The sequence below is a fragment of the Pseudomonas sp. MF7453 genome (assembly GCF_016405455.1).
In the GTDB taxonomy this organism is placed as follows: Bacteria; Pseudomonadota; Gammaproteobacteria; order Pseudomonadales; family Pseudomonadaceae; genus Aquipseudomonas; species Aquipseudomonas paralactis.
Genome location: NZ_JAEKCN010000004.1, coordinates 1 through 26,541, shown reverse-complemented (window position 1 = coordinate 26,541; position 26,541 = coordinate 1). Strand labels below are relative to the sequence as shown.

Below are 26,541 nucleotides of genomic sequence, written 5' to 3'. Positions count from 1 at the left end.
CAGCCTTTTCGCTTCTTGCGTTCAGCTGACGACAACGAGTTGTGTAGAATTGTCGCCCATTTTCATGCGTCATTCCTGGCCGACAGGCCCACAGTTCGAGCTCATTGAATGCATTCACAGGCCCATGACGTTGGTGCGCCATCCTTGCTGGAAACGTTGCGCACGGGCACGGGCCTGTTGCATGTCGCGTTGGAAAAGCGCCTGCCGTTTTTTTCTGCACGCCTGGATGCCCAGTGGTATCGGCGCTTGCTGCAGGCGTACTACGGTTTTTATCAACCCATGGAAGCGGTGCTGTATGACAGCGGCTTGATTCCGGGTGGAATTGACATTGCATCGCGCGTAAAAACGCCGACGCTGGTTAGCGATCTGCGCGCCCTGGGCTTGCATGATCAGACCATTGGCGCCCTCCCCCGCTGCACCCAACTCCCCACGCTGGATACTCCCCCTGCTTGCCTTGGTGCCCTGTATGTACTGGAAGGTGCAACGCTCGGCGGCCAGGTACTGCGCAGGGAAATGGCGTCGCGCCTGGCGATCGAAGCCGACAACGGCGGTGCGTTTCTCGATGTTTACGGCGCCGAGACCGGTCGGCGCTGGAAAGACTTTCTCGACTACCTGGCTCGCCAGCCGCTGGATGCGAACGCTCAAGCGCGCGCAGTGATGGCTGCCCGTTCCACTTTCAGCGGCTTTGAGCAATGGCTCGAACGCCAGGAGGTACTGCTATGAAACCCGAAGACTTTGAAGAGCTGCTTGCCAACTGTGCCGACGAGCCCATTCGTTTCCCGGGGGCAATCCAGCCTCACGGCGTATTGCTGACCCTTTCGGAACCTGGCCTGAACATCATCCAGGTCAGTGCCAACGTCGGCACCTTGTTCGGCCACGCGCCCGAGGCCTTGTTGAATCAACCGCTGCATACGTTGATTGGCAGTGAATACGCCCAACTTGTGCAATCAATGGCCGAGCACAATACCTTTATCGACGCCCCACCCCTGCATGTCACGCTCAATGGCGCTCAGTTCGAAGGTTTGCTGCATCGTCATCAGAACGTGCTGGTATTGGAATTCGAACCCCGACTGGCGGATTTCAAACCCCAGGTGCGCAATGGTCGCACCAGCAACCTGAGCAAAATGCTGCAACGCCTGCAATCGGCGAAGACCTTGCAAGCGCTGTACGCCATCAGCGTGGATGAGATCCAGGCCATGACCGGTTATGACCGGGTGCTGATCTATCGCTTCGAAGACGAAGGCCATGGCCAGGTAATCGCTGAGGCGTCGGCGCCGTCGATGGAGTTGTTCAACGGCCTGTTCTTCCCCGCGTCCGACATCCCCGAACAAGCCCGTGAGCTGTATCGCACCAACTGGCTACGGATCATCCCAAATGCATCCTACGAACCAGTGCCGCTGTTGCCCAAATTACGCCCGGACACCGGCCAGCCCCTGGACCTGAGCTTCGCTACCCTGCGCAGCGTGTCACCGATTCACTGCCAGTACATGCAGAACATGGGCGTGTTGTCGTCCATGAGTATTTCGCTGATGAAGGGCGACAAACTCTGGGGCCTGATCAGCTGCGGCAACCGTGAGCCGCTGCTGGTGCCGAACGATCTGCGCATGACCTGCCAGACTATCGGCCAGGTGTTGTCGCTGCAGATCAGTGCCATGGAAGCCCTGGAGTTGAGCCGCCAGCGCGAGGACAAAGTCGAAACCCTGGCGTTGCTCGATCGAGCGATGAAAGCCAGCGACGACAATGTGTTCGACAGCCTGGCCCACCACGGCAAAAAACTGATGGACCTGAGCTTGTCCGGCGGCGTGGCGATCATCGAAGACAAGCAACTGCACCGCTACGGCAATTGCCCGGAGCCGGCGCAGATCCGTGCACTGCACAAGTGGCTGCAAGAGCGAGACCAGCCAGTGTTTTCCAGTCACAACCTGGCTTCGCTGTACCCACCCGCCGCCGAGTTCCAGACCGTGGCCAGTGGCGTGCTCGCCATGAGCCTGCCCAAGCCTGTGGACAACGCAGTGATGTGGTTCCGCCCGGAAGTCAAAGAGAACATCAATTGGAGCGGTGACCCGAGCAAGCCGTTGAATCTGGAAACCTCAGACACTGGCCTGCGCCTTCGCCCACGCACGTCATTTGAAATCTGGAAAGTGGAAATGGCCGGCATCTCCACCAAGTGGAGCCATGGCGACCTGTTTGCCGCCAACGACCTGCGGCGCTCGGCCCTGGAAAATGACCTGTCCCGACAAGTGCGGCGCGAACAGCAAGCGGTGCGGGCTCGGGACGAATTGGTGGCGGTGGTTTCCCATGACCTGCGTAACCCGATGACGGTCATTTCCATGCTCTGCGGCATGATGCAACAAGCGTTCAGCTCCGACGGCCCACACACCTCACGGCGGATTTCCTCGGCCATCGACACCATGCAACAGGCCGCCGGGCGCATGAATGTATTGCTGGAGGACTTGCTCGACACCTCGAAAATCGAAGCCGGACGCTATGTGGTCAAGCCCGTGGCCCTGGATGTCGCCCAGATTTTTGAAGAGGCTTACTCGCTGCTGTCGCCACTGGCCTCGGAAAAAGGTATCGACCTGTCGTTCAACGCCGAACCCGGCCTGCAGATCAACGCCGACCCGGAGCGTTTGTTCCAGGTGCTGTCGAACCTGATCGGCAACGCCATCAAGTTCACGCCGCGCCAGGGCAACATCGGTATCAGCGCCATGAGCAACGGCGAAGAGATCGTGTTCTCGGTACGCGATTCCGGTGAAGGCATTGCGCCTGACCAGTTGCCTCATGTGTTCGAGCGGTATTGGACCCAGACTGAAAACAACCCCACCGGCAGTGGCTTGGGGCTGTATATCACACAAGGAATTGTCCAGGCCCACGGCGGCCGGATCGAGGCGCAGAGTGAGCTGGGCCGGGGCAGTGAGTTCAGGTTTACGGTGCCCAAGCCGAACTGAATACGCCCTGTCACACTTTCCCACACCGCTGGCCGGGAACGCTTGCCCGGCCTATGCCACTGATCAGGGCGCACTCGAAAGAAGTTTTGGTGCGAGAAGTCATCCTCCAATTACGTAAGAGGTTTCCAATGATCATCGGTAATTCGTTTAACAATTTCAGCTACAACATCCAGCAATCGGGAAAAACTACCCAGCCCCCCGCCAATCCCGCACAAACATCTTCACCGGTAGACAGCAACGAACCGGGGCAACACACACGCAAAAAGCGCAATGACTCTAACCTGGATAGCCTTGGACAGGGCAGGGTGCTTTAAACCGTTAGGGATCACCGGCAAGCCGTGCAGCGCCCAGCGTTGCACTCTGTTAACAAAACACTGACATCCCCTGCGTTACCCTCTCCGGTTTCACTTGGTGTGAGCTGCACTCTTGATGCATCAAACTGACGACATCCTGCCCGCCGTCATCGCGGGGCCTCTGCTACGGCGCCTGGAGCCGCAACGCCTGGTTATCTGGCTGGTGGGAACGCGCGCCCTGACGCCGACCTTGAGGCTGTATTTACCTCAAGGCGAAACGCTGGATAGCGTCCTCGATGAGCAGCACTGCCAGGTGGTTTGCGTTGGACGTGACGCCTTTATCCATCTTATGGATGTATCACTGAGCCATGCCCTGCCCCAGGACGAGCTCATCGGCTACGACCTGCTGATTGACGGCGTCGGCATTGCCCAATGGGCACCGCACTTGCTGTATGCCGACGCGACCACGCCGACCTTTGTACTGCCTGGCCGCATCAACCACTTGGTGCATGGCTCCTGCCGCAAGCCCCACCACCGTGCAGACGACGGTTTGTTGTGCGTCGACCGCCTGCTGGCTGACGCGCGTACACCGCTTGAACGTCCAGCCTTACTGATGATGAGCGGCGACCAGGTCTACGCCGACGATGTCGCCGGGCCCACGCTGCGGGCCATCCATGCGTTGATCGCGCGCCTGGGCCTGTTCGACGAGTTTCTGGAGGGCGCCGTGGTGGACGACAGCGTCAGCCTCTATGGGCATCGCGCCAGCTATTACCACCGCGCCGACCTGCTTCCGGCGCTGGACAGCAACGAGACCCTGCGCGAGCGCTTTTTCGGCGGCGTGAAGAAGCCGATCTTCACCAGCAGCACCGCTGACAATCACTTGGTGACCTTTGCCGAAGTGATCGCGATGTACCTGCTGGTCTGGTCGCCCACCCCGTGGACTTTGATCACACCACAACCGCCGCAACTGAGCGCGCAAGAACAGCAGCGCTATGCCCGTGAACAGGTGCAGATCGATCAATTCCGCACCGGCCTGCCAGGGGTAGCCCGCGTGTTCGCCCACCTGTCGACGCTGATGATCTTCGATGATCACGACATCACCGACGATTGGAACCTCAGCGCCCAGTGGGAGCAAACCGCCTACGGCCACCCCTTCTCCAAACGCATCATCGGCAATGCCTTGCTGGCGTACCTGTTATGCCAGGGCTGGGGCAACCAACCCCAGGTGTTTGACGAACTGCTGAGCCAGACCCAGGCACTGACTGGCCAGGCGCAGGGCAATCATCTGAACGCTGCTGCCCAGGATGATCTGCTGGAGGCGCTGCTGAAATTCCAGCAATGGCATTACGTTTTGCCCACCACCCCTGCCCTGGTGGTACTCGACACCCGTACCCGGCGCTGGCGCAGCGAATTTACCCTCAAGCAACCTTCCGGCCTGCTGGACTGGGAAGCGTTGAGCGAACTGCAACAGGAGCTGCTCGACCATCCGTCGGCCATAATTGTCTCGCCTGCGCCGATTTTCGGGGTCAAGCTGATTGAAACGGTGCAAAAGGTCTTCAGTTGGTGCGGCTTCCCATTGCTGGTAGACGCCGAAAACTGGATGGCTCATCGCGGCGCCGCCCAAGTGATCCTGAATATCTTCCGCCATTCGCGTACGCCCGGTAACTACGTGATTCTCTCCGGCGACGTGCATTATTCGTTCGTGTACCAGGTGCTGATTCGCCACCGCAACGGCGGCCCGAAAATCTGGCAAATCACCAGCAGCGGCATCAAGAATGAGTTCCCACCGCGCCTGCTGGAATGGTTCGACCGTCTCAACCGTTGGCTGTATTCACCCCGCTCGCCACTCAACTGGTTTACCCGCCGGCGCACCATGCAGGTAGTGCCGTATATTCCGGACCATGCCGAGGCGGGTGAGCGGCTGTGGAATAGCGCGGGAATTGGCCAGGTGTTTTTCAATGAACAGGGCCAGCCAGACGAGATTTACCAACATAACGCGGATGGAAAGCCTCGAACAAAGATGCTGGCGCCCGAACAATAGCCAAACGCCACTATCCGAAAGCAGCACATCCGCCCTATTCAAACCGTGCAAGCAGCGAGGTAGAGTAGCGCCAGCCACGGAGTACCGGCGTCAACAATAACTGGCCCTAGAAGCCAGCCCTCGCAGGGAGCACGCGGATGGACGATACACCCGGCAACGAGCCACTACGCAATGACGTTTCCGAACTCAATGTCGACCTGCTGCACGCCATCATGGAACTGGTCAGTGACGGCATCTGGGACTGGAACGCCAAGACTGGCTATGTCTACCGCAACCCCGGCTGGTACGAAATGCTCGGTTACTCCCGAGATTCACTGGCAAACAACGTGTTCACCTGGGAGAGCGTGATCCATAGCGAGGATTACCCGCGCGTGATGGCGTTGTTTGATGATTACATCAGTCAGCGCTCGCCCCTTTACCGTGCCGAATACCGCTGCCGCAAAGAAGACGGCACGTACCTGTGGATTGAGGACCGTGGCTACATCATTGCCCGTAACCCCGACGGTTCAGTGGCGCGCATGGTGGGCGCGCACCGTGACATTCATACGCGCAAATGCTCCATTGAACGCTTGCAAAAGCGCAACCAATCCCTTGAAGCGCTGGTGGCGGAACGTACCCTTGAGTTATCACGGGTCAATCAACAATTGCAGTTGCAGTTGGACGAAAACCGTTCGCTGGCAGAGCGCGACGCGCTGACGCGCATCGCCAACCGCTATCGCCTGGAAAAATGCCTGCTGCAAGAATGCGACCGCGCCGAACGCTTTCATGTGCCCCTGGCGCTGGTGGCAATGGACATCGATGACTTCAAACCGATCAATGACCGGTACGGTCACGGCGTCGGTGATCAGATGTTGATAGGGGTGGCGGAGCGTCTGGAAAGCTGCGTACGCACCACTGACCTGCTGGCTCGTTGGGGCGGCGATGAGTTCATGGTGGTGCTGCCCGCCAGCAACCTGGACACGGCGAAGGAATTGGCCGAAAGGATTCGCCGTGCAATCAGGCAGTCGCCTATCGTCAACGACCTCAACGTCACCCTGAGCCTGGGGATTGTGGAACGGCGCGCGGGTGAGTCCCCTGCCGCGCTGGTGGCAAGGGCGGATCGAGCGCTGTATCGATCCAAGGCAGCGGGCAAGGATGGGGTGTCGGATTAACGCAGACCATCGCTCCTTCCGATTTGGAATGACCCGGCGACTTTATTTCGTTTGCGGCAAGGCCCGGTGCGCGGCTTAGATAAACCCCGCCCAGCCTTGTCGAGTACCCGATTCATGAGCCACGCCAGCATCAGCCAATCGATTTCCATCGTTCATCCCATCAGCCTCAGCCATGGTAAAAACGCCGAGGTGTGGGACTCCGCAGGCAAACGCTACATCGACTTCGTCGGCGGCATCGGCGTACTCAACCTGGGCCATTGCCATCCGGGCGTGGTGGCGGCGATTCGCGAGCAGGCGACCAGGCTCACCCACTATGCATTCAACGCCGCACCGCACACGCCCTACATCGAGTTGATGCAACGCCTGACGGCGTTTGTCCCGGTGCATTATCCGGTCAGCGGTATGCTCACCAACAGCGGTGCGGAAGCGGCGGAAAATGCGTTGAAGATCGTCCGCGGCGCTACCGGACGATCAGCGGTGATCGCTTTTGACGGAGCCTTCCACGGCCGTACCCTGGCGACCCTCAACCTCAATGGCAAGGTGGCGCCCTACAAGCAAAAGGTCGGCGTACTGCCTGGCCCGGTGTATCACCTGCCGTACCCCAGTGCCGATAACGGCGTAACCTGCGCCGAAGCGCTGAAGGCGATGGACCGTCTGTTCAGCGTGGAAATCGACGTAAACGATGTGGCCTGTTTCATCATCGAGCCGGTGCAGGGCGAAGCCGGTTTCCTCGCCCTCGATATTGAGTTCGCCCAGGCCCTGCGGCGCTTTTGCGACGCGCACAACATCCTGCTGATTATCGATGAGATCCAGTCCGGCTTTGGTCGCACGGGGCAGCGCTTTGCCTTCTCGCGCCTGGGCATCGAACCGGATCTGTTGCTGCTCGGCAAAAGCATCGCCGGTGGCGTGCCGCTGGGGGCGGTGGTAGGGCGCAAGGCGCTGATGGACAACCTGCCCAAAGGCGGCCTGGGAGGCACCTACTCCGGCAACCCCATCGCCTGCGCGGCGGCACTGGCGACCCTTGAGGCGATGACCGATGAACACCTGCACACGTGGGGGGCACAGCAGGAGGCGGCGATTGTCAGCCGCTATGAAGCCTGGCGCTCACATCAACTATCGCCCTACCTGGGCCGCCTCACCGGCGTCGGCGCCATGCGTGGCATTGAACTGGTGAATGCCGATGGCACACCGGCCTCCAGGCAACTCACGCAGTTACTCGGCCTGGCGCGAGACGCCGGCTTGCTGCTGATGCCCAGCGGCAAGTCGCGACACATCGTGCGCTTGCTGGCACCGTTGACCATCGAACCTGCGGTGCTGGAGGAAGGCCTGGATATTCTCCAGGCGTGCCTCGCGCAACTGGACTAATCACGTCACCCACCCGAACCTGCCTTGACCTGATCTCCCTCGCCGCCGAAAATGCCCGACGTTTTTTGTCTCCCCGTTTACTACGTAGTGAAATTTTAATGCCTGATTCCTACACCGCAGAATCCGCCGAAGAATCCGTAACCGTCTTGCACGCCAAAGCCGAGTACGAAAACGCCATCAATCTTTCACAGCATGTGCCAGCGGCCAAGATCATCAGCGAGATGGTGCTGGACGCATTTCATACCTCCAAGGAAAGCGACCAGATCCGCGAGTTGCGCATCGCCATCCGTCAGGCCCATGACGCCTTTGACGATGACAAAGCCTACGACCTGATGGGCCAGCTCAAGCAGCTGAAGGACGCCGAAGCCGCCGATAACGCCGCCCTCGAAGACCTGAGCAGCAAGTTCTCGATCAGCCGCATCCTGTCCAGCTTCAAGGACGACCCGCAGTTTCAGGAACTGGTCTATGGCCTGGCCCTCAAGGTCCTGAACCAGTCGCATCAGGCTATCAGCAACCCGAGTGCCGGCAAGAGCAAGGCAGCACGGGCCAAGAAAGAAGCTGAAGTGTTTGTGATCAGCAAGGATGGCATCAGCGTTACCCTGCCGCTGCGCACACCACGCTCCAGGCTCAGCGTGGACCGCGAAGCCTTCGAGTTCCTGGGGTTCAACTTCGTCGGTGAGGGCGATGAGGCCGAACTGGAAGTGGAAAGCTTTGTGGATAACGCCGGTAATGAACAGCCGTTGAGCCGCAAGAGTGTGATTACTGCGCTGCAGCAGCAGACGGCGTTTGACGGCTACAGCATTGCCCAGCAGTAACGCGGCAACACTGCTGGATTAAGATAGCGCACTGTGGCAAGGGAGCAAGCTCCCTTGCCACCGTCTTGGCTAGCTGTCAGTAATGTGTCAGCCCACGCGCGCGATCTGCGCGGCAAACACCTCGCGAAAGCGTTCCATCTCCTGCTGGTTGCCCACGGTCACCCGTACCCACTGCGGCCAGTTCTGCCATACCCGCCCCACCAGCACATTGTGTGCGGCCAGCCGCTCAATCACCTGCTCAGCCGGTTGCTTCACATCGATCATGAAGCAATTGCTCTGGGAAGCCGTGCAGCTAAAGCCCCGGCCTTTGAGCCAGATAATGGTCTCATCACGCAACCTGGCATTGAGCGCCTTGCGTTGGCCCACCAACATAGCGTCCTCCAGGCTGGCACGTGCGCCCAACAGGCTGGCAGCGGCCGGGACGTTGTCACCGCCGAACACCGCCAGCCGCTCCAACAGCGCCGGATGCCCGATTGCCAGCCCCAGGCGCGCTCCGGCCATGCCGTAGATTTTCGAGAACGTGCGCAGTACCAACAGGTCGTCATGGTCGTTGACCCAGCTCACACAGCTGGGTGCATCGCAGAAGTCGATATACGCCTCGTCCACCACCAGCACGCTGCCTTTGGGTTTGTTCGCCAGCGCCTGACGGATGGCCTCGGTGGGGGTCAGTGTGCCGGTGGGGTTGTTGGGGTTACACAGGTACAGCATCCCGGCCTGCGGGGCTGCCGCGAGCATGGCCGGCACATCGTGGGCATGACGGGCGTCGAGGTTCACTTCACGCACCGGCGCCTTGATCGACTCGGCTGCCTGGCGCACAAGTTCATAGGACGGTGTCGCCATGACCACGCCGCGGGTTTGGCTGGTAAACGCCAACACCGCAAAACGCAGGGCCGCCATCGAACCGGCAAACACCGCGACGTTTTCTTCGCCAACCCCCTGCTGTTGGGCAAACAGTGCAGCCAAGGCGTACATGTCCGGGTAGGGGTAGCGACCAGACGCTGCAATCGCTCGCTGCATCGCCTCACGGGCGGCGTCTGATGGGCCGTAAGGACTCTCGTTGTAGTTGAGCCGCACCTTGTCGGACTCAGCCGGCAGCGGGCTGGCGACCGCCCAATCCAACGGCCCGAGTACAGGTAACGCCGCCCCGAGAGCGAGAAGGGACCTACGGCTGACACTGACCATGGTGACTACTCCTTGTCGAAGTGCGAGGGATTCGCACCGGTCGTATATAACGGTATGACGAGAAAGCAGTTGCCTGATTTAGCCGCGCGACGTATCCCTGCACTCAGTACTTTATTGTCAACGCGAGCCCATGCAACACTTGCGCTGCCGCAGGCCTGGAATAGACATTCTGCCGGGCCTGGACTGATGACTAAATGGAAGTGGTGAGCACTTGATACACAGACGAGAAAAAACCGAGCACTTGAAGAGCAATATCAAGTACTTGATCAAAAGTCGTGGCGAAACCCAGCTTTCGTTAAGCAATGCCGCCGGCCTGACCAGGACGACCATCTACAACATCCTGGAAGGCAAGGTCGTCAAAGTGCAGCAGTCGACCATTCGCAAGATCTCCGATTTCTTCGGTGTCTCGTACGAAGAAATCGAAACCGTCAACTTTGAAGCCAAGGAAGTCATCGAAAGCAACGTTTCCCCCCTGGGCAACAAGAACCCGTCGGCAGTGCCTGTGCTCAAGGAAAGCCTGCTGATGCAGAACCTGGGCAAGCGCATCGGCGAACTGGCCACGCTTTACCCACTGACTTACTACTTCGGCACTTCCTGCAACTTGATCGGCGTTCGACTGGAGCACGCAATTCCCGGCATCAATGAGCCAGGGGACTTGCTGATCGTGCAGAAAGGCTCATCGAGCGACGATAAAGAAAAGCTGGTGTACGACCGCGCCACCAAAAAGCTGTTTATCACCCTTGAGCCCTGCGGCAACTCGGACCGCTTGTGCGTCATCGGCGATATTCTTGAGGAGCGCTTCAATGACAACCTGTGAAGGCGCCGTGGAAAACAGCAAGTACAAGTTGCTGGGCTTTGAAAATGACAAGCGCCTGGCGGTGATCATGGTGATCGCCACGGGCAAGGTGGTCAAAATCAAGCTCAGTGAGGTGCTCAACAGTGAAATGATGGACAACTTCAATAAGCTTGAAATCAAGAACCTCTACAAGAAGTTCTATTCACAGGCAGGAACAGTCACCGCCTACGATATTAATGACCGCAATGAAAACTCGTGGATGATTTACATCATCCTGAACCTGTTGCTGTTCACGTTTTACATCTTTACGAGCGTCGCCGCGACCAAACCGATCTACCTGGAATCGATAGGCATCATTGTGACGCCGGGCACTTTTTTGTACCCGCTGACCTTTTTGATTGTGGACCTGCTGAACGAGAACTTCGGCCTGCGCCTGGCCAGGCGAGCCATTCTGTTTGCGTTTGCCAGCAACGCGATGATCATCATCCTGTTGTATGGCTCGACGTTCCTGCCGGGGCTGCCGGGCTGGAAACTCGATGGGCCGTATAACGACGTGATTCTGCAAGTGTCGTCGGTGCTGGTGGCCTCCTCGGTGTCGTTCCTGGTCTCGGAGAATATAAATTCTTATCTGCTGTGCAAGATCAAGGAACTGACCAACTCCAGGTACCTGTACCTGCGAATTTTCTTCAGCACCTTCTTTGCGGTAATCATCGACAGCTTTCTGTTCTGCTTTATCGCCTTCTACGGTGCCATGCAGACCAGCGATATTCTGAACATGATCTATGTGCAAATCGCGATCAAAGTCGCTTTTGCGTTCTTCAATATCCTGCCCGCATACGGGGCGCGTTCGTTGTTCAAGCGCTTTCAATGATCCTGTAGGAGCGAGCTTGCTCGCGAAGAACCCGAGAGCGCCGCGCTCAACCAGATGCGCTGCGTTATCGTTGACGTTCTTCGCGAGCAAGCTCGCTCCTACAAGGGTTACTTCAGTTGCAACTTGTGCTTGAGGCTCTGCATGACATGGGTCTTGTTCTGCAGGTAGTCATTCAAGCCACGGGCGCGCAGGTTGCACGCATCGCAATTGCCGCAGCCGGTACCAATCACGCCGTTGTAGCAGGTCAACGTCTGCTCGCGTACCAACTCCAGTTGGTCGTGGTAGTCGGCCAGGGCCCAGGTTTCGGCCTTGTTCAGCCACATCAACGGGGTGTCGAGGCGTACGTCGTATTCCATGCCCAGCTTGAGGGCCTGATTCAGTGCCTTGACGAACTCGTCACGGCAATCGGGGTAGCCCGAGAAGTCGGTTTCGCACACGCCGGTAATCACGGCCTCGGCCTTGACCTGGTAGGCGTAGATCGCTGCCAGGGTCAGAAACAGGATATTGCGGCCCGGCACGAAGGTGCTCGGCAGGCTTTCGCCTGAGCTGTTCACGGTCGGCACGGGAATGTTGTCACGCGTAAGGCTGCTGATCGCCAGTTCGTTGAGCAGCGACACATCCATCACTTTGTGTACGGTGGCGCCCAACTGCTTGGCCAACTTGCGAGCCACTTCGATTTCCGCCACATGGCGCTGGCCATAATCGAAGGTGATGCAGTGCACTTCGTCATAGTGCTTGAGTGCCTGGATCAGGCAGGTGGTCGAATCCTGCCCGCCACTGAAGACCATCACGGCTTTTTTACTCATTGCATTGCTTCCTGCATTTGTAGAATTGGGAGGTAGGAGCGAGGCGGGCGGCTAGCCCTTGCTCGCGAAAAACGTCAACGATAACGCAGCGCTCAATAAAAAACCCCGCGCGACTTTCGAAGGCGGGGCTTTTTTACTGCAAGACCACTCAGTGTGCGTAGGTCAGCAACAGCTCTTTCGGTACCTGGAAATCCAGGGACATCATCACGCTGAGCGCGGTGATGGTGAAGATCGAGAACACGAACAGCTTGCGCGCCCAGACGGTGTCGTCCACCGCCTTGTAGCCGGTCCAGGCCATGTACAACCAGTACATGCCCATGGCGGCGGCGACGGCAAGGTAGCTCATGCCGGCGTAGCCACTGAAGGTCAACATCAAGGTCGCCACGAGGAAGGCCAGGATGTAGAGCAGGATGTGTTTCTTGGCCACCTGGATGCCACGCTTGACCGGCAATACCGGAATCGACGCAGCCAGGTAGTCATTGAAGCGGAAAATCGCGATGGCGTAGGAGTGCGGCATCTGCCACAGGCTGAACATCACCAGCAGCACCAGCGCGGCCATGTCGAAGCTATTGGTTACAGCCACATAACCAATCACCGGCGGCATCGCCCCCGACAGGCTGCCCACCAGCGTGCCGTGAACCGACTTGCGCTTGAGGTACAGGCTGTAGAGGCCGACGTAGATGACAAAACCGATCACGGCAAACAGCGCCGCCAACGGGTTGGCCACCTTGTACAACAACACCACGCCCGCAACACCCAGGATGGTCGCGAAGATCAGTGCCAGTTTCAGGGAAATAAGCCCCTGCACCAGCACGCGATTCTTGGTGCGCTCCATCTTGATGTCGATGTCACGGTCGATGCAGTTGTTGAACACGCATCCGGAAGCAACCACCAGGGACGTACCGATCATCGCAGCCAGAAAGATGGCCAGATCGACATGTCCCTTGGAGGCCAGGAAGAAACCGCCCGCCACAGAAAGCACGTTACCGAAAATGATCCCCGGTTTGGTGATTTGGATAAAGTGCTTAAGCGACATCGGGTCTTACCTCACTTCGCCATCATGTAGGTGTGGATGCTGAACATGATCCACAGCGACAGACCAACCAGCAGAACGATCACCAGGCCTGCGAACACAAACGCGATCACGTTCTCGCGCTGCTCTTTGGAGCGGTCCAGGTGCAGGAAGTACACCAGGTGAACCAGAACCTGAATCACCGCGAACGCCAGGACGATCATCAAGGTGATCGACTTCGGCAAGGTTGGGTACATCACCAGGCCGAATGGGATCAAAGTCAGGATGACCGACAGGATGAAGCCGATGGCGTACGACTTTACGCTGCCGTGGCTCGAATCGTGGCTGTCATGGGAGTGTGCATTAGCCATTACAGAGTCCCCATCAAGTAAACGACGGTGAATACGCAGATCCAGACCACGTCCAGGAAGTGCCAGAACAGGCTCAGGCAGCTCAGGCGAGTCTTGTTGGTGTTGGTCAGGCCGTGCTTATTGACCTGATAGATCATCACCGCCATCCACAGCAAACCTGCGGTTACGTGCAGACCGTGGGTGCCGACCAGCGTGAAGAACGCCGACAGGAAACCGGAACGGTGCGGGCCATAGCCTTCGGAGATCAGCAGGTGGAACTCGTTGATCTCCATGCCGATGAAGCCCAGGCCGAACAGGAAGGTCAGGCCCAGCCAGGTCAGTACGCCCTTCTTGTTGCCCTTGTAGAAGGCCAACATGGCGAAGCCGTAGGTGATCGAACTGAACAACAGCAAGGCGGTTTCGCCGAGCACGTAAGGCAGTTCGAAGATGTCGTGGCCCGACGGGCCACCCGCTACGTTGTTTACCAGTACCGCGTACACCGCGAAGATCGACGCAAACAAGATGCAGTCGGTCATCAGGTAGAGCCAGAAACCGTAGACGGTTATTGGCCCCGAGTCGTGGTGATGGTCATCGTGCCCATGGTCATCGACATGGGCGTGTCCAGCATTGGTCACTAAGTTCGACATGGTTTAAGCCTGTTCCAACGAGGTTTCTACACGGTTGGCCGGAATCTTCTTCTCGGCTACCAGGCGAGCGTGCTGCTCGGCTTCGATGCGTTCGATCGTTTCGACCGGCACCATGTAGCCTTGATCATCACGGGCAGCGTGAATGATGAAGTAACCGATAGTGCCCACCAGGCTCGCGATTGCCAGCCACCAGATGTGCCAGATCATCGCGAAACCGAACACGGTCAACAGCGCACCCATCACCACGCCAGTGGCGGTGTTGTTTGGCATGTGGATCGGCTCGTAGTGCTTGGGCTTCTGGTACGCAGTACCGTCTTCCTTGGCTTCGGTGAACGCATCAATGGTGTTCGCAGTAGGGATCACGGCGAAGTTGTAGAACGGTGGTGGCGACGAGGTCGACCATTCCAGGGTGTGGCCGTTCCAAGGGTCGCCGGACTCGCACATGTTCTGCTTGCGATCACGCACGCTGACATACAGCTGGATCAGCTGGCAGGCGATGCCCACAGCGATCATCACCGCACCGAACATGGCAACGTACAGGTACGGTACCCACTCAGGGTTGGTGGTGGCGTTCAGACGACGGGTCATGCCCATGAAGCCCAGTGCATAGAGCGGCATGAACGCGACGAAGAAGCCCGAGATCCAGAACCAGAACGCAGCCTTGCCCCAACCTTCGTGCAGCTTGAAGCCGAACGCTTTCGGGAAGTAGAAGCTGAAACCAGCGATGTAGCCGAATACCGCACCACCGATGATTACGTTGTGGAAGTGAGCGATCACGAACAGGCTGTTGTGCAGCACGAAGTCAGCACCCGGGATGGCCAGCAGTACGCCGGTCATGCCGCCGATGGCGAAGGTCACCATGAAGCCCAGGGTCCACAGAACCTGGCTGGTCATGCGCAGACGACCGTGGTAGATGGTGAACAGCCAGTTGAATAGCTTCACCCCCGTCGGGATGGAAATCAGCATCGTCGCCAGGCCGAAGAAGGCGTTGACGCTTGCCCCCGAACCCATGGTGAAGAAGTGGTGCAGCCATACCATGAAGCCCAGTACGGAGATTGCGCCCGATGCGTAGACCATCGAGTGGTGACCGAACAGGCGCTTGCCGGTAAAGGTCGAGATCACTTCGGAGAAGATACCGAACGCTGGCAGGATCAGGATGTACACCTCAGGGTGACCCCATGCCCAGAACAGGTTCACGTACATCATTGGATTGCCACCAAGTTCATTGGTGAAAATGTGGAAATCCAGGTAACGGTCAAGCGACAGCAGCGCCATGGTAGCGGCCAGGATCGGGAACGAAGCCACGATCAGTACGTTTGCCCAGGTGCAGGTCCAGGTGAAGATCGGCATGTCCATCAGTTTCATGCCAGGGGCGCGCATTTTCAGGACGGTGGCCAGGAAGTTGACCCCCGTCAATGTCGTCCCGAGTCCTGATAACTGTAGGGCCCAGATGTAGTAGTCCACACCCACGCCCGGACTGTATTGCAGCCCCGACAATGGCGGATACGCAACCCAACCGGTCTTGGCGAATTCGCCGACGCCCAGGGAAACGTTGATCAGCACCACGCCGGACACCAGCAGCCAGAAGCTCAGGGAGTTCAGGAACGGGTAGGCAACGTCACGCGCACCAATCTGCAGCGGCAAGGCAAGGTTCATCAAGCCGGTGAAGAATGGCATCGCCATGAAGATGATCATGATCACACCGTGAGCGGTGAAGATCTGGTCATAGTGTTCAGGTGGCAGGTAGCCAGGCGAACCCTCGGTGGCCATGGCCAGCTGGGTACGCATCATGATGGCGTCGGCAAAACCACGCAGCAGCATGACCATGGCAACGATGACGTACATGACGCCGATTTTCTTGTGGTCGACCGAGGTCAACCACTCGGTCCACAGGTAGGACCACTTCTTGAAGTACGTAATACCTGCAACCAGTGCCAGACCACCCAGCGCGATCATGGCGATGGTCACCATCACGATCGGCTCGTGGAATGGGACCGCGTCCCAACTTAATTTACCAAACATCGTTTACTCCTCTGCCCCAGCAGTTGAATGCGCGCCTGTATCAGAACCTTCAACCGCGGCCACTTCTTTCTTCTCGTGCTTGACCGGCTTGCCTGGCTTCATACCTTCGTACTTGTCGACGATTTTCTGAAACAGGTCCGGCTCATACGCGGAGTACAAGGCGACAGGGTTGTTCTGGCTCGGTTTGGTCAGAGCGTCGTATTCAGCTTGATCAAGCTGTTTAGGTGCGGCCTTGACTGCAGCTACCCAGGCGTCGAAATCTTCCTGGCTTGTCGAGATCGCTTTGAATTTCATGCCGGTAAAGCCAGCGCCGCTGTAGTTGGCGGAGATGCCTTCCATTTCGGCTTTCTGGTTGGCGATCAGGTGCAGGCGGGTCTGCATGCCTGCCATCGCGTAGATCTGGCCGCCCAGTGCAGGGATGAAGAACGAGTTCATCACGGCGTCGGAGGTGATCCGGAAGTTAAGCGGGGTGTGCTCCGGGAAGCGGATCTCGTTGACGGTGGCGATACCCAGGTCCGGGTAGATGAACAGCCACTTCCAATCCAGCGCGACCACCTGGATGTTCACAGGCTTGACGTCGGACTCCAGCGGACGGTACGGGTCCAGCGCGTGGGTCGACTTATAGGTGATGTAACCCAGGGCGATGATGATGAGGATCGGGACCAGCCACACCGCGATTTCGATCTTGGTGGAGTGCGACCACTTCGGCGCGTAGGTGGCGCTGGTGTTGGACGCGCGGTATTTCCAGGCGAAGGCGAAGGTCATCACGATCACAGGAACCACAACCAGCAACATCAGCAGGGTGGCGGTGATGATCAGGTTGCGTTCATCCAGACCGACCTGTCCTTTTGGGTCGAGCAAGGTCCACTTGCAGCCTCCCAGCATTAAAAACATGCCAAGCAGCGGCAAAAAGCCTAGTAATCGGGGGTACCTGTTTTTACTCATCTCACGACCTCTAAAGCAGCTTGCGCAATGCAGTTGGGTTTTGATCGCCAACACTTCACCCTGCCAAGGGTTGGCATTTCTCTTCGATTGAATAAGAGCCTGCCCGACACGTCATAACTGTACGTTTCACGGACCTGCAGTGAGTTCTTATTCGATTTCGTGGCTAAAGGCCTTGTTACAGACCAATTCCATTTGGTGCGGATAGTTGAAAGGCTGCCGGAACCTGGGGTCGCATTGAGCCTTCCATCTGCTCCTCGACCGCTCCAATGCTCAAATATTGAACAGCACCGGACATTCAGTGCGGGCGATTGTAGTTAGCTAGCGATGTATAAACCATGTCTTATAAAGAAATAATTTTTATCGATTCCAGCAACAATCCTTCACCAAAGTTGCAAAGATTCGCGATCTTATCGCGTTCGATTCTCAACAAAAACCACAAAAATTGCCGTGTTATTGGGCAGATTGCCACTTCCCTTACAGCCTGTAAGGGCATGGCGAAGGGATGCAAGTGCCCATAAACCAAGGGATTCACTGATCCCTCAAGCACTCCGGGCTCACGCCCGTCGCGGCACCGCTCGAAGCCTGAATTGACAGCACAACTTGTGCGCAGGATGCAAATTTAAGGGCCGATTCGGGGCATCAGAAACGTCCTGCGACAGCGTCCGTGTGACAACATGTCGCACGCTGCGCGCAGCTTAAGTTGCCCCTCGTCACAGCGCTTTCACAAATCCCTACAAACCAAAACGCTCCGGCCTTCACAAGAAGGGCGGAGCGTTTTGTCACAACGAGGGGTCAGGCTTTGGGATGACGATTGCGGTAGATGCACAGGGGCACCAGGATCACCGTCAGCACGAACGCCACCAGCGCCCATTGGGCCAGGGACAGGCCGAGGATCGGCGGGTAGGGAGTGCTGCAGAAACCATCGACCTGGAACCCGAGGGGAAACACCTTGGCCAGGGGCAGATCATCGACGATCGGTTGCAACACATCGATGCCGCAGCTGACCTGAGGAAAGAACTGGGTGTACACATGGTGGCCGGCGGCGGCCACGCCACCCAAGGCGCTGAGCACCACCAGCCCTTCGAAGAACGTGACTGCGCCTTTGGTGCGCATGGCGGCACCGATGAACGCGAAGACCGCAATCAGCAGCAAGGCATAGCGTTGCAGGATACACAGCGGGCAAGGCGCTTCGCCCAGCACCACCTGCATGTACAGCGCGCCGCCAATCAGCGCCAGGCAGATAATGCCCAGCAACACCAGAAAGCGCCGCTCCCTGCCCAAACGCATGTCGTCAATCATCCCCGTTTCCCTTTACCTGATTATGGTTGTGCCTGATGGCAACAAGTTTACACACAGGCAATGGTTAAAACAGAGAGGGGTTAACAGCGGATTAATCGTGGCAAATGTAGTGATTGTGCGGACGCCATCGCGGGCAAGCCCGGCTCCCACATTGGAATGCAATCCTCTGTGGGAGCCGGGCTTGCCCGCGATGATGCCGATGCAGTCAATGGCCCAAACTCTATTCCAACGCCGCCGCCGGGCCAAAAAACTCATAGCGCGCCTGCTTCTCCGGCACACCCAGCGCCTTGAGATGACGCTTGACCGCCGCCATGAAACCCTTGGGCCCCAGGAAGTAGGCATCAATGTCGCGCTGCTCAGGCAACCAGGCTGCCAGTTGCTCCTGGTTGAGCATCCCGACCTTGTCTGCCGCCGGGCTGATACCGTCATCCTCGGCGTAGCAGTAGAAACGCTTGAGCTGCGGATGCTTGGCCGCCAGGGTGTCCACCCAGTCACGGAAGGCATGCACTCCGCCGTTACGGGCGCAATGGATGAAGTGCACCGGGCGCTGGGTCGCCAGGGCAGCTTCGAGCATCGGCAGTGTGGGCGTAATGCCTACCCCGCCGCTGATCAGCACCAGCGGTTTATCACTGTCGGCCAGGGTGAACTCGCCCGACGGCGGGAATAGCTCAATGGTCGCGCCGACATGCATCTGGTCGTGCAGGTAATTGGAGACCCGCCCACCCGCTTCGCGCTTGACGCTGATGCGGTACATGCCGGTACCGGTGAGGGCCGACAGCGAATAGTTGCGACGCACTTCTTCGCCATCAAGGACCAACTTCAAGCCAATGTACTGGCCGGGCGCTGCGGCCAGGATAGGGCCGTTGTCCACCGGGGCGAAGTAGAAGGAGATGATCTCGTCGCTCTCCTCCACGCGCTTGACCAACAGGAACGCCCGCGCACCCCGCCAGCCGCCGGGCGCCTGGGCTTTTTCGTCGTAGATGGCCGCTTCGGCGCCGATCAGAATGTCCGCCAACTGGGCGTAGGCCGCGCCCCAGGCACTCATGACCTCGGGGGTGGCAATCTCGCTGCCCAGCACTTCAGAAATAGCCCGCAGCAGGCAGGCCCCGACGATGGGGTAATGCTCGGGCAGGATCTGCAAGGCCACGTGCTTGTTGATGATCTTGGCTACCAGATCGCCCAATTGGTCCAACTGGTCGATATGCCGCGCGTACATCAGCACGCCATTAGCCAGGGCGCGAGGCTGGTCACCGCTGGCCTGGTGGGCCTGGTTGAACAGCGGGCGGACCTCGGGATACTCGGACAGCATCATGCGGTAAAAATGGGTGATCAGTGCTTCACCGCCGCTTTCCAGCAGGGGCACAGTGGATTTAACAATGGCACGGTCTTGGGCACTCAGCATGGGAGACTCCTCGGTCTTTTTACTCATTACCCTTAGGTAGTCAGTATTCGTGCCAACTAATAAACCAATGCTTTTCAATAGCTTAAACATTATGTAGTCAGTATGACCTCCTACGCTTTATAGTCATATCGACTACAAGGAGTCATTATGACTGCAAAACCGCTGCTCACCGCCCTGCTGCCGCTGGTCGCCGATCTGTCCCGGGAACTGCCCGAAGGCGAGCGCTACCGCCGCCTGCTGCAAACCATGCGCGCCCTGTTGCCCTGCGATGCCGCCGCGCTGCTGCGGCTGGATGGCGAGTGGCTGGTGCCGCTGGCGGTGGATGGCTTGAGCCCTGACACATTGGGCCGACGTTTCAAGATCAGCGAACACCCGCGCTTTGAAATACTGCTGAGCAGCCCCGGCCCTACCCGCTTCGACAGCGACAGCCAATTGCCCGACCCCTATGACGGCCTGGTCGCCGGTTTGCACGGCCACCTTGAAGTCCACGACTGCATGGGCTGCCCGCTGTTTATCGACGACCAGCCGTGGGGCCTGCTGACCCTTGACGCTCTCGACAACGAGCGCTTTGAACGGGTCGAGCTGGACGCGCTGCAGGCCTTCGCCAGCCTGGCCGCGGCGACGGTCAATGTGGCTGAACGCATTGAGCGCCTGGCGCTGCGGGCCGAAGACGAGCACCAGCGCGCCGAAATCTATCGCCAGGCCAGCGGCCAGCAGCACAAGGAAATGATCGGCCAGAGCAAGGCGCATAAACGGCTGGTCGAGGAAATCAAGCTGGTAGGCGGCAGCGACCTGACCGTGCTGATCACCGGCGAAACCGGGGTCGGCAAGGAGCTGGTCGCCCAGGCGATCCATGCCGCGTCATCGCGTGCCGACAAGCCGATGATCAGCCTCAATTGCGCCGCACTGCCGGAAACCCTGGTGGAAAGCGAGCTGTTCGGCCATGTGCGCGGCGCTTTCACCGGCGCGCTGAATGAGCGCCGAGGCAAGTTTGAACTGGCCAACGGCGGCACGTTGTTCCTGGACGAAGTGGGTGAACTGTCATTGAGCGTACAGGCCAAGCTGCTGCGCGTGCTGCAAAGCGGCCAGTTGCAGCGCCTGGGTTCGGACAAGGAACATCAGGTGGACGTGCGCCTGATTGCCGCCACCAACCGCGACCTTGCCGAAGAAGTGCGCAATGGCCGCTACCGTGCCGATTTTTACCACCGCCTGAGCGTGTACCCGCTGCAAGTGCCGGCCCTGCGTGAGCGCGGACGGGATGTGCTGTTATTGGCAGGCTTCTTCCTCGAACAGAACCGGTCGCGCATGGGCCTGGGCAGCTTGCGCCTGACCAGTGACGCTCAAGCGGCACTGCTGGCCTACAACTGGCCCGGCAATGTGCGCGAATTGGAACACCTGATCGGACGTAGCGCGCTCAAAGCCCTGGGCAACTGTCGCGAGCGCCCGAAGATTCTCAGCCTGAGCGCCCAGGACCTGGACTTGCCCGACGTCAGTGCAGCGGTGCTTGAAGCACCGGTCGAAGCTGCGCCCATCGCCACTGGCGACCTGCGCCAGGCCACCGAGCACTATCAGCGCCAGGTCATCAGCGCCTGCCTGGAACGCCATCAGCACAACTGGGCCGGCGCCGCCCGCGAACTGGGCCTGGACCGCGCCAACCTTGGGCGCATGGCCAAGCGCCTGGGCCTCAAATAAAGCAGGCACCTGCGTCAAATGTGGGAGCTGGCTTGCCTGCGAAAGCGGTGGGTCAGTTAAAGATACATTGACTGGCACACCGCCTTCGCGGGCAAGCCCCCACAGGGGATTCGTGGCAGGCGCTGATTCTATGGGCAAGCCGGCTCCCACATTCAGGCTTGGCTAGCCTTGAGGTCCGGCACGATGGCCCGAGGCTTACGAAACACCAACACATTCCCCAACATCACCAGCACCAGCCCCATCAGCGCCGGCGCCGTCCACTGATAGCCCTCGGCGAATGCCGACACATTCAACGCCACTACCGGAAACAGTACCGTGCAATACGCTGCTTTCTCCGGCCCCATGCGGCCGACCAGGGTGAGGTAGGCGGTAAACCCAATCACCGAGCCCGGGATCACCAGGTACCACAGCGCACCGATATACCGCGCGCTCCAGTCCATCTCGAAGGGAATGCCACGCACTGCGCAATAGCTCGCCAACATTGCCGCCCCATACGCCATGCCCCAGGCATTGGTGGTCAAGGGTTTGAGCCCGGCCTTTTGTTGCAGGCTCGAAAGCATATTGCCCGCCGAAAAACACAGCGTCCCCAGCAGCGCCAAACCCAGGCCCAGCAAGGTCTGCGGGCTGGCGGTATGCCCGGCCAGTTCCGGCCAGAACAAAAAGCCCAGGCCCAGCAACCCAAGCGCGCCGCCCATCAATACGTTACGTGCCACTCGCTGGCCAAAGAACACCCGGGCATTCAGCGCATTCCACAAGGTCGCCGTGGAGAACACCACGGCCACCAGGCCACTGGGGATCCACTGGCTGGCAGTGAGAAAGCACATGAAGTTAACGCAGAACAGGCACAGCCCTTGGGCCAGGCAGATCAGGTGCCCGCGCCGGTTCATCACCTGCAATTTGCGACTGAGCAGCAACAGCGCAAACAGCACCAGCGCCGCCAGGCCGAAGCGATAGACAATCGACACGGGAATCGCCACCACGCCCAGCTGCCACTTGAGCGCAATCCAGGTGGTGCCCCAAATCAGCACCGTGAGTAAATACAAGAAGAGGTTCATAGCAGGCTCCGTCGATTGAGCCACAGTGTTGCCTTCAACCACCCTGAGGTTCTTGCACATTCTTGCGCTTTTGTCGGGCGATGGGCTCACAGCGCCCGCCGCCGGGAGTAGGATGCAAGACGTCGGAGAACACACCATGCCAGAGCTGGAATCGCTGCACGTCTTTCAATCCCTCAACCGCTCGCCTCACGCACGCCTGGAAGCCTGCGCCGAGCTCGGTGACGGTTTGTCTGCGGCCGTGTGGAGCAACCACCACGATGCCCAGGACTACCAGGCGCCCAGCCATCACACCCTGTCCTGTTATATCGGCGGTGGCACGGGCACCTTTCGGCGTGATCAGCCAGGCACCAAGGGCGGCCCCGACAAATTGTGCATTCTGCCGGCCGAGCACCAGTCGGCGTGGGTGATCAATGGCGAGATTCGCCTGGCCCACGTGTATTTCAGCCCGGAGCAATTTGCCCTCGGCTGCGTCACCCTGCTGGACCGCGAGCCGCGGGAGTTGCAGTTGCGTGAGACGACCTTCCTTGAGGACGCCCGCCAGGCCCGACGCTTTCACCAGTTGATCAGCCTCAACTGGCTCGAACCCGGCGAGCGCCTGCTGACCAGCAGCCTGGCCCATGAACTGCTCAGCCACACCCTGCTCAACCAGGTCGGCGTGCGCGACGGCCTGCGTCTCAAAGGCGGGCTGGCGGCGCACCAACGGCGGCGTTTGGTGGAATACATCGACCAGCATGTTGAAGACCCCATCAGCCTCGGCCAGTTGGCGTCGATGTGCGCGCTGTCGGAATACCATTTCGCCCGGATGTTCCGTCAGAGCTTCGGCGTGCCGCCCCATCAATACCTGCTGGCACGCCGCCTGGCACGCGCGCAAACTTTGCTGCGCAGCAGCCCGTTGCCCTTGGGCGAGGTCGCCTTGAGATGCGGTTTTTCCAGCGCCAGCCATTTCAACCAGCGCTTTCGCCAAGCCATGGGCGCCACCCCGGGCGAATACCGCCAGGCATTGCGCGCCTAGGCCATCAAGCCCAGCGTTTTCGCCTTGGCCACCGCCTGGGTGCGTCGTTCCACCCCGAGTTTGCTGTGGATGCGCCGTGCATGGGTCTTGACGGTGTGCAAGGAGATATACAGACGGTCGGCGATTTCCAGATTGGAGTTGCCCAGGGCGATCAATTGCAACACTTCGAGTTCGCGCTGGCTCAGAGGATTTTGCATCGCACCGGCAGGCGTGACCTGCGGCTCCAGGCTCAGCTCACTCAATAGCCCAGGTGCACGCAAGCGCAGCTCGCGAATCGCCTGCTGTACCTGGCAACGTGCCGCCAGCGCCAGCCCGGCCTGCAATGCACGACGGGCCAACGCCGGGTCACCGAGTTGCCAGGTCACCTCACCCAACACCAGGTGCAGTTCGGTTTCCAGACACAGCATCCCACGCTGACGGGAGGTTTCGAGCAAGGCATTGAGCCGTGCGATAGGTTGCTCGGCACAGCCCAGCCTGACCTCGGCCAGCACCAGCAAATACTCCAGACGCGGGATCAGTTCCAGGGTCGCCGGCGGTGCCTGCTTGGCACAGGGCCCACGGAAATGGCGCAACACCCGGCGCACCGCTTGTACCGTTAATTCAGCCCGGCCCTGTTGTAGCCACAGGTGCCCGCTGACTAACAACAACACCGCGCGATACACCGTCTCCGGGACATGGCGCTGCTGCATCAGGCGCTCGGCGTCACGCAATTGAATAAAGGCTTGGGCGTAGTCGCCACGGTTGGCCGCCAGCAGCGCCAGACCGAGATAGCCATATAACACGCGCTTGTCCTGGCTTTGCAGGCACAGCGTCAAGCCGGTCTCAAAGCATTCACACGCCAGGGCGTCCTGGCCTTGCCGCAAGGCCAGGTGCCCACGACGCAGGACGATGCGCCCCACTAATGGCCCGGCCCTAAGCCGCTGGCGAGCCAGCATCGCCTGCACCGTTTCCAGCAGGCTCTGCGCCCGATACGGCGCGCCGCGCTGCTCCAGCAACTGGGCGTGATCCAATTCCAGCAGCGCTTCAAGCACCAGCGAACCGTGAGCACGTGCCAGGCACAATGCTTCGCGGCTCAAGCTCTGGGCGACGTCCAACTCACCGCGCAGCAGAGCTTGTTGGGTCAGGCCCGACAGGCACATCAGGCGTGAGGTCCAGGCGCTGTCAGGCAAGGCTTGCAGCGCTTCGAGCAAGTGTTCGCGGGAGCGCTCGGCATCACCGCTCAAATGCAGCAACCAACCCCACTGCGCCTGCCAACGCGCCAGCAGGTAGCGCTGCGCGGCGGCCGTCGGTTGCGGGGCGAACCGGGCCAGTTGGTCGATGCACAAGGCGGCCTGCTCGAAGCGCCCGGCAAACAACAACGCGGCCGTAAGCAGCCCCACCAACTGCGCCGAACCCAACATCAACTCATCGCCATGCTGTTCATGCAGGCGCAACAACAGCACGGCATTTTGCTGGCGAAACAGATCCTCGAAACTGAAATGCTGCAACAGGCTCACCGCCACTTCGTACTCCTGCGCCAGCAACGCCTGCTCGAACGCGGCCTGCCAGTCACCCTCGGCGCTGAACCATTGGCACGCGCGTCGGTGCCAGGAGCGTTTGGCCGGCCAGGGCTCATCGCGCAGCAGTCGCGCCAACGGTGGGAAAACGTGGAGCCAGTCGCTGGTGTCTTCCCAGGGCTGGATAAACGCACCCAGTGCCTGCAACTCGTGCAAATGCTCAGCGCCGTCACCACCACCGAACAAGTACTCACACAGGTTCAGGTTGAAGCGCGGCAGATGGGCCAACACGCGCCAGGCCTCAGCCAATGGCGCCGACAAGGTGTTGAACAGCTCATGCTGCAGGTAATCGAGCAGGGTCTTGTCGGGGTGACCGTCGCCCAACAAGGCGATACGCACACCGGCGCACCAACCGCCGCTGAACTGCATCACGCTGTCGACGGTATGCCCCGGGGCGAGCAGTTGCTCGACTTCCTCAGCGCTGAAAAACAACTCGCTGCACTCCAGCAACTCATCGTCGAGCAACAGGCGTGGCCAATTGCACAACGGGCGCCGTCGCGCGCCCAGCCACCAGGTCAACTGCGGGCAGCCGGCGGCGAGCAAACGGTCCAGCAGCGCATCCAGCTCAGGCGCAGGCGAGCGACAGAAATCATCCAGAAATAACCACGTCGTGTGGGGCCAACGGCCCAAGTCGAGCAATAACGTGGCTTCATCCACAAACGGCAAGCCAAGCTGCTGCGCCAGCCGTGCGCAGAATTCCAAGGGGCTGAGCGCGGCACCGTTGAGAGGCATCCACACCACCTGGCACCCCTTCGGCGCCTGCAACGCACACTCGGCGAGCAACGCGCTCTTGCCGCTGCCTCCCGGTGCGCACAGCAACCTTACCCGCGCCTGCGCCGTCAGCAGAGGCACAGTCAGCCGCGCACGCAACACGTGGTGGGCGGACAGCCGTGGCATAAATCCAGGACGGTCCAGGCAGCGAGTCATGGCGGTCATTGCTGCATCCTGCTGTTTTTATTGTTGCGTCACCCTAGACCTGTGGTTGGCGGTTGTTGAAGAAGTATTCAGCGGGTTGATTGAAGACCATAAAAACCAAGGTATACGCCCTTCAGTGTGGGAGCTGGCTTGCCTGCGATGGCGGTGCAACAGCAATCGATGAGCGGCCTGGCCCACCGCTATCGCAGGCAAGCCAGCTCCCACATTTTCAACCTCATTTCAGTGTGGAATCAGCGAACGCCCGCCGACCTCAGCGCCGCCGGGGTGTAGTCCGCCGCCTTGGCCGCGAAGCCAAACACGAAGCTGCTTTTCTCCTCGTTCTTCATGCCCAGCGCGATGTAGCGT

Annotated in this window: 22 protein-coding genes; 10 read left to right on the top strand and 12 right to left on the bottom strand. The window is 59.4% G+C overall.

Annotated elements, in window-relative coordinates; translation table 11 throughout:
- Nucleotides 1–108 precede the first annotated feature (108 nt).
- From JFT63_RS07960 to JFT63_RS07935, 6 genes are all read left to right on the top strand, one after another.
- Nucleotides 109–723 carry a biliverdin-producing heme oxygenase gene (locus JFT63_RS07960; protein WP_198843740.1) on the top strand — a complete coding sequence of 205 codons (615 nt, stop codon included), beginning with the start codon at nucleotides 109–111 and terminating at the stop codon, nucleotides 721–723.
- The gene (locus tag JFT63_RS07955; protein ID WP_198843739.1) at nucleotides 720–2,948 is read left to right on the top strand and encodes an ATP-binding protein; all 2,229 of its coding nucleotides are present in this window, start codon (nucleotides 720–722) and stop codon (nucleotides 2,946–2,948) included. Before JFT63_RS07960 ends, JFT63_RS07955 begins: the two co-directional genes overlap by 4 nt.
- A gap of 429 nt (nucleotides 2,949–3,377) precedes the next feature.
- The gene (locus JFT63_RS07950; RefSeq protein WP_198843833.1) at nucleotides 3,378–5,282 is read left to right on the top strand and encodes an alkaline phosphatase D family protein; all 1,905 of its coding nucleotides are present in this window, start codon (nucleotides 3,378–3,380) and stop codon (nucleotides 5,280–5,282) included.
- 137 nt (nucleotides 5,283–5,419) lie between these two features.
- Entirely contained in the window at nucleotides 5,420–6,433 is a 1,014-nt protein-coding gene (locus JFT63_RS07945; RefSeq protein WP_198843738.1) for a diguanylate cyclase domain-containing protein, read from the top strand.
- Nucleotides 6,434–6,547: 114 nt separating this feature from the next.
- Nucleotides 6,548–7,798 (top strand): 2-aminoadipate transaminase, encoded by a 1,251-nt coding sequence (locus JFT63_RS07940; protein WP_198843737.1) that lies wholly within the window; start codon nucleotides 6,548–6,550, stop codon nucleotides 7,796–7,798.
- Between the two features lie 98 nt (nucleotides 7,799–7,896).
- The gene (locus JFT63_RS07935; protein ID WP_198843736.1) at nucleotides 7,897–8,613 is read left to right on the top strand and encodes a hypothetical protein; all 717 of its coding nucleotides are present in this window, start codon (nucleotides 7,897–7,899) and stop codon (nucleotides 8,611–8,613) included.
- Between the two features lie 87 nt (nucleotides 8,614–8,700).
- On the opposite strand, the gene ptaA is transcribed toward JFT63_RS07935, so the two are convergent.
- Complete coding sequence (gene ptaA, locus JFT63_RS07930; RefSeq protein WP_198843735.1) at nucleotides 8,701–9,795, bottom strand: pyoverdine biosynthesis transaminase PtaA; 1,095 nt, start codon at nucleotides 9,793–9,795, stop codon at nucleotides 8,701–8,703.
- 211 nt (nucleotides 9,796–10,006) lie between these two features.
- Between ptaA and JFT63_RS07925 the strand changes: the two genes are divergently transcribed.
- Together JFT63_RS07925 and JFT63_RS07920 are read left to right on the top strand one after the other, a co-directional pair.
- A complete protein-coding gene (locus tag JFT63_RS07925) occupies nucleotides 10,007–10,612 on the top strand; it encodes a helix-turn-helix transcriptional regulator (protein WP_082629676.1) in 606 nt (201 codons plus the stop codon).
- Complete coding sequence (locus JFT63_RS07920; RefSeq protein WP_198843734.1) at nucleotides 10,599–11,462, top strand: queuosine precursor transporter; 864 nt, start codon at nucleotides 10,599–10,601, stop codon at nucleotides 11,460–11,462. The genes JFT63_RS07925 and JFT63_RS07920 overlap by 14 nt, the downstream gene beginning before the upstream one ends.
- Nucleotides 11,463–11,569: 107 nt before the next feature.
- Here JFT63_RS07920 and queC read toward each other — a convergent pair whose 3' ends face one another.
- The 8 genes from queC to hmpA form a co-directional block, all read right to left on the bottom strand.
- A complete protein-coding gene (gene queC, locus JFT63_RS07915; RefSeq protein ID WP_057703945.1) occupies nucleotides 11,570–12,268 on the bottom strand; it encodes a 7-cyano-7-deazaguanine synthase QueC in 699 nt (232 codons plus the stop codon).
- A 148-nt stretch (nucleotides 12,269–12,416) separates the two neighbouring features.
- A complete protein-coding gene (cyoE, locus tag JFT63_RS07910) occupies nucleotides 12,417–13,304 on the bottom strand; it encodes a heme o synthase (RefSeq protein ID WP_005791249.1) in 888 nt (295 codons plus the stop codon).
- 11 nt (nucleotides 13,305–13,315) lie between these two features.
- Nucleotides 13,316–13,651: a cytochrome o ubiquinol oxidase subunit IV gene (gene cyoD / locus JFT63_RS07905; RefSeq protein ID WP_003194051.1), complete on the bottom strand. Its 336-nt coding sequence runs from the start codon at nucleotides 13,649–13,651 to the stop codon at nucleotides 13,316–13,318.
- Nucleotides 13,651–14,277: a cytochrome o ubiquinol oxidase subunit III gene (locus tag JFT63_RS07900; RefSeq protein ID WP_034133624.1), complete on the bottom strand. Its 627-nt coding sequence runs from the start codon at nucleotides 14,275–14,277 to the stop codon at nucleotides 13,651–13,653. Before JFT63_RS07900 ends, cyoD begins: the two co-directional genes overlap by 1 nt.
- Nucleotides 14,278–14,280: 3 nt before the next feature.
- Nucleotides 14,281–16,299, bottom strand: a complete 2,019-nt coding sequence (cyoB, locus tag JFT63_RS07895) for a cytochrome o ubiquinol oxidase subunit I (RefSeq protein WP_003194053.1) — start codon at nucleotides 16,297–16,299, stop codon at nucleotides 14,281–14,283.
- Between the two features lie 3 nt (nucleotides 16,300–16,302).
- The gene (gene cyoA, locus JFT63_RS07890; protein ID WP_005791256.1) at nucleotides 16,303–17,244 is read right to left on the bottom strand and encodes a ubiquinol oxidase subunit II; all 942 of its coding nucleotides are present in this window, start codon (nucleotides 17,242–17,244) and stop codon (nucleotides 16,303–16,305) included.
- A 792-nt stretch (nucleotides 17,245–18,036) separates the two neighbouring features.
- Nucleotides 18,037–18,543 carry a disulfide bond formation protein B gene (locus tag JFT63_RS07885; protein ID WP_057703946.1) on the bottom strand — a complete coding sequence of 169 codons (507 nt, stop codon included), beginning with the start codon at nucleotides 18,541–18,543 and terminating at the stop codon, nucleotides 18,037–18,039.
- A 220-nt stretch (nucleotides 18,544–18,763) separates the two neighbouring features.
- The gene (gene hmpA, locus JFT63_RS07880) at nucleotides 18,764–19,945 is read right to left on the bottom strand and encodes an NO-inducible flavohemoprotein (protein WP_198843733.1); all 1,182 of its coding nucleotides are present in this window, start codon (nucleotides 19,943–19,945) and stop codon (nucleotides 18,764–18,766) included.
- A gap of 147 nt (nucleotides 19,946–20,092) precedes the next feature.
- Here hmpA and norR point away from each other — a divergent pair, with 147 nt between their 5' ends.
- Nucleotides 20,093–21,637, top strand: a complete 1,545-nt coding sequence (gene norR, locus JFT63_RS07875) for a nitric oxide reductase transcriptional regulator NorR (protein WP_198843732.1) — start codon at nucleotides 20,093–20,095, stop codon at nucleotides 21,635–21,637.
- Nucleotides 21,638–21,789: 152 nt separating this feature from the next.
- Here the strand turns inward: norR and JFT63_RS07870 are convergent, their stop codons facing one another.
- Nucleotides 21,790–22,692 carry a DMT family transporter gene (locus JFT63_RS07870; protein ID WP_057703949.1) on the bottom strand — a complete coding sequence of 301 codons (903 nt, stop codon included), beginning with the start codon at nucleotides 22,690–22,692 and terminating at the stop codon, nucleotides 21,790–21,792.
- A gap of 136 nt (nucleotides 22,693–22,828) precedes the next feature.
- Between JFT63_RS07870 and JFT63_RS07865 the strand changes: the two genes are divergently transcribed.
- On the top strand, nucleotides 22,829–23,704 hold the full coding sequence (locus tag JFT63_RS07865; RefSeq protein WP_198843832.1) for a helix-turn-helix domain-containing protein: 876 nt from the start codon (nucleotides 22,829–22,831) through the stop codon (nucleotides 23,702–23,704).
- Here JFT63_RS07865 and JFT63_RS07860 read toward each other — a convergent pair.
- Complete coding sequence (locus tag JFT63_RS07860) at nucleotides 23,701–26,196, bottom strand: helix-turn-helix transcriptional regulator (RefSeq protein ID WP_198843731.1); 2,496 nt, start codon at nucleotides 26,194–26,196, stop codon at nucleotides 23,701–23,703. The two genes, JFT63_RS07865 and JFT63_RS07860, sit on opposite strands and share 4 nt — an antisense overlap.
- 230 nt (nucleotides 26,197–26,426) lie before the next feature.
- A partial coding sequence (locus JFT63_RS30035; RefSeq protein ID WP_442963710.1) for a hypothetical protein occupies nucleotides 26,427–26,541 on the bottom strand: 115 nt, incomplete at its 5' end.

Coding starts and splice junctions, on each gene's coding strand:
- JFT63_RS07950 (WP_198843833.1), top strand. CDS start 3,378: ATGCATCAAACTGACGACATCCTGCCCGCCGTCATCGCGGGGCCTCTG.
- cyoB (WP_003194053.1), bottom strand. CDS start 16,299: ATGTTTGGTAAATTAAGTTGGGACGCGGTCCCATTCCACGAGCCGATC.
- cyoA (WP_005791256.1), bottom strand. CDS start 17,244: ATGAGTAAAAACAGGTACCCCCGATTACTAGGCTTTTTGCCGCTGCTT.
- cyoD (WP_003194051.1), bottom strand. CDS start 13,651: ATGGCTAATGCACACTCCCATGACAGCCACGATTCGAGCCACGGCAGC.
- ptaA (WP_198843735.1), bottom strand. CDS start 9,795: ATGGTCAGTGTCAGCCGTAGGTCCCTTCTCGCTCTCGGGGCGGCGTTA.
- JFT63_RS07960 (WP_198843740.1), top strand. CDS start 109: ATGCATTCACAGGCCCATGACGTTGGTGCGCCATCCTTGCTGGAAACG.
- JFT63_RS07945 (WP_198843738.1), top strand. CDS start 5,420: ATGGACGATACACCCGGCAACGAGCCACTACGCAATGACGTTTCCGAA.
- JFT63_RS07860 (WP_198843731.1), bottom strand. CDS start 26,196: ATGACCGCCATGACTCGCTGCCTGGACCGTCCTGGATTTATGCCACGG.
- cyoE (WP_005791249.1), bottom strand. CDS start 13,304: ATGTCGCTTAAGCACTTTATCCAAATCACCAAACCGGGGATCATTTTC.
- norR (WP_198843732.1), top strand. CDS start 20,093: ATGACTGCAAAACCGCTGCTCACCGCCCTGCTGCCGCTGGTCGCCGAT.
- JFT63_RS07900 (WP_034133624.1), bottom strand. CDS start 14,277: ATGTCGAACTTAGTGACCAATGCTGGACACGCCCATGTCGATGACCAT.
- queC (WP_057703945.1), bottom strand. CDS start 12,268: ATGAGTAAAAAAGCCGTGATGGTCTTCAGTGGCGGGCAGGATTCGACC.
- JFT63_RS07865 (WP_198843832.1), top strand. CDS start 22,829: ATGCCAGAGCTGGAATCGCTGCACGTCTTTCAATCCCTCAACCGCTCG.
- JFT63_RS07920 (WP_198843734.1), top strand. CDS start 10,599: ATGACAACCTGTGAAGGCGCCGTGGAAAACAGCAAGTACAAGTTGCTG.
- JFT63_RS07940 (WP_198843737.1), top strand. CDS start 6,548: ATGAGCCACGCCAGCATCAGCCAATCGATTTCCATCGTTCATCCCATC.
- JFT63_RS07885 (WP_057703946.1), bottom strand. CDS start 18,543: ATGATTGACGACATGCGTTTGGGCAGGGAGCGGCGCTTTCTGGTGTTG.
- JFT63_RS07935 (WP_198843736.1), top strand. CDS start 7,897: ATGCCTGATTCCTACACCGCAGAATCCGCCGAAGAATCCGTAACCGTC.
- hmpA (WP_198843733.1), bottom strand. CDS start 19,945: ATGCTGAGTGCCCAAGACCGTGCCATTGTTAAATCCACTGTGCCCCTG.
- JFT63_RS07870 (WP_057703949.1), bottom strand. CDS start 22,692: ATGAACCTCTTCTTGTATTTACTCACGGTGCTGATTTGGGGCACCACC.
- JFT63_RS07955 (WP_198843739.1), top strand. CDS start 720: ATGAAACCCGAAGACTTTGAAGAGCTGCTTGCCAACTGTGCCGACGAG.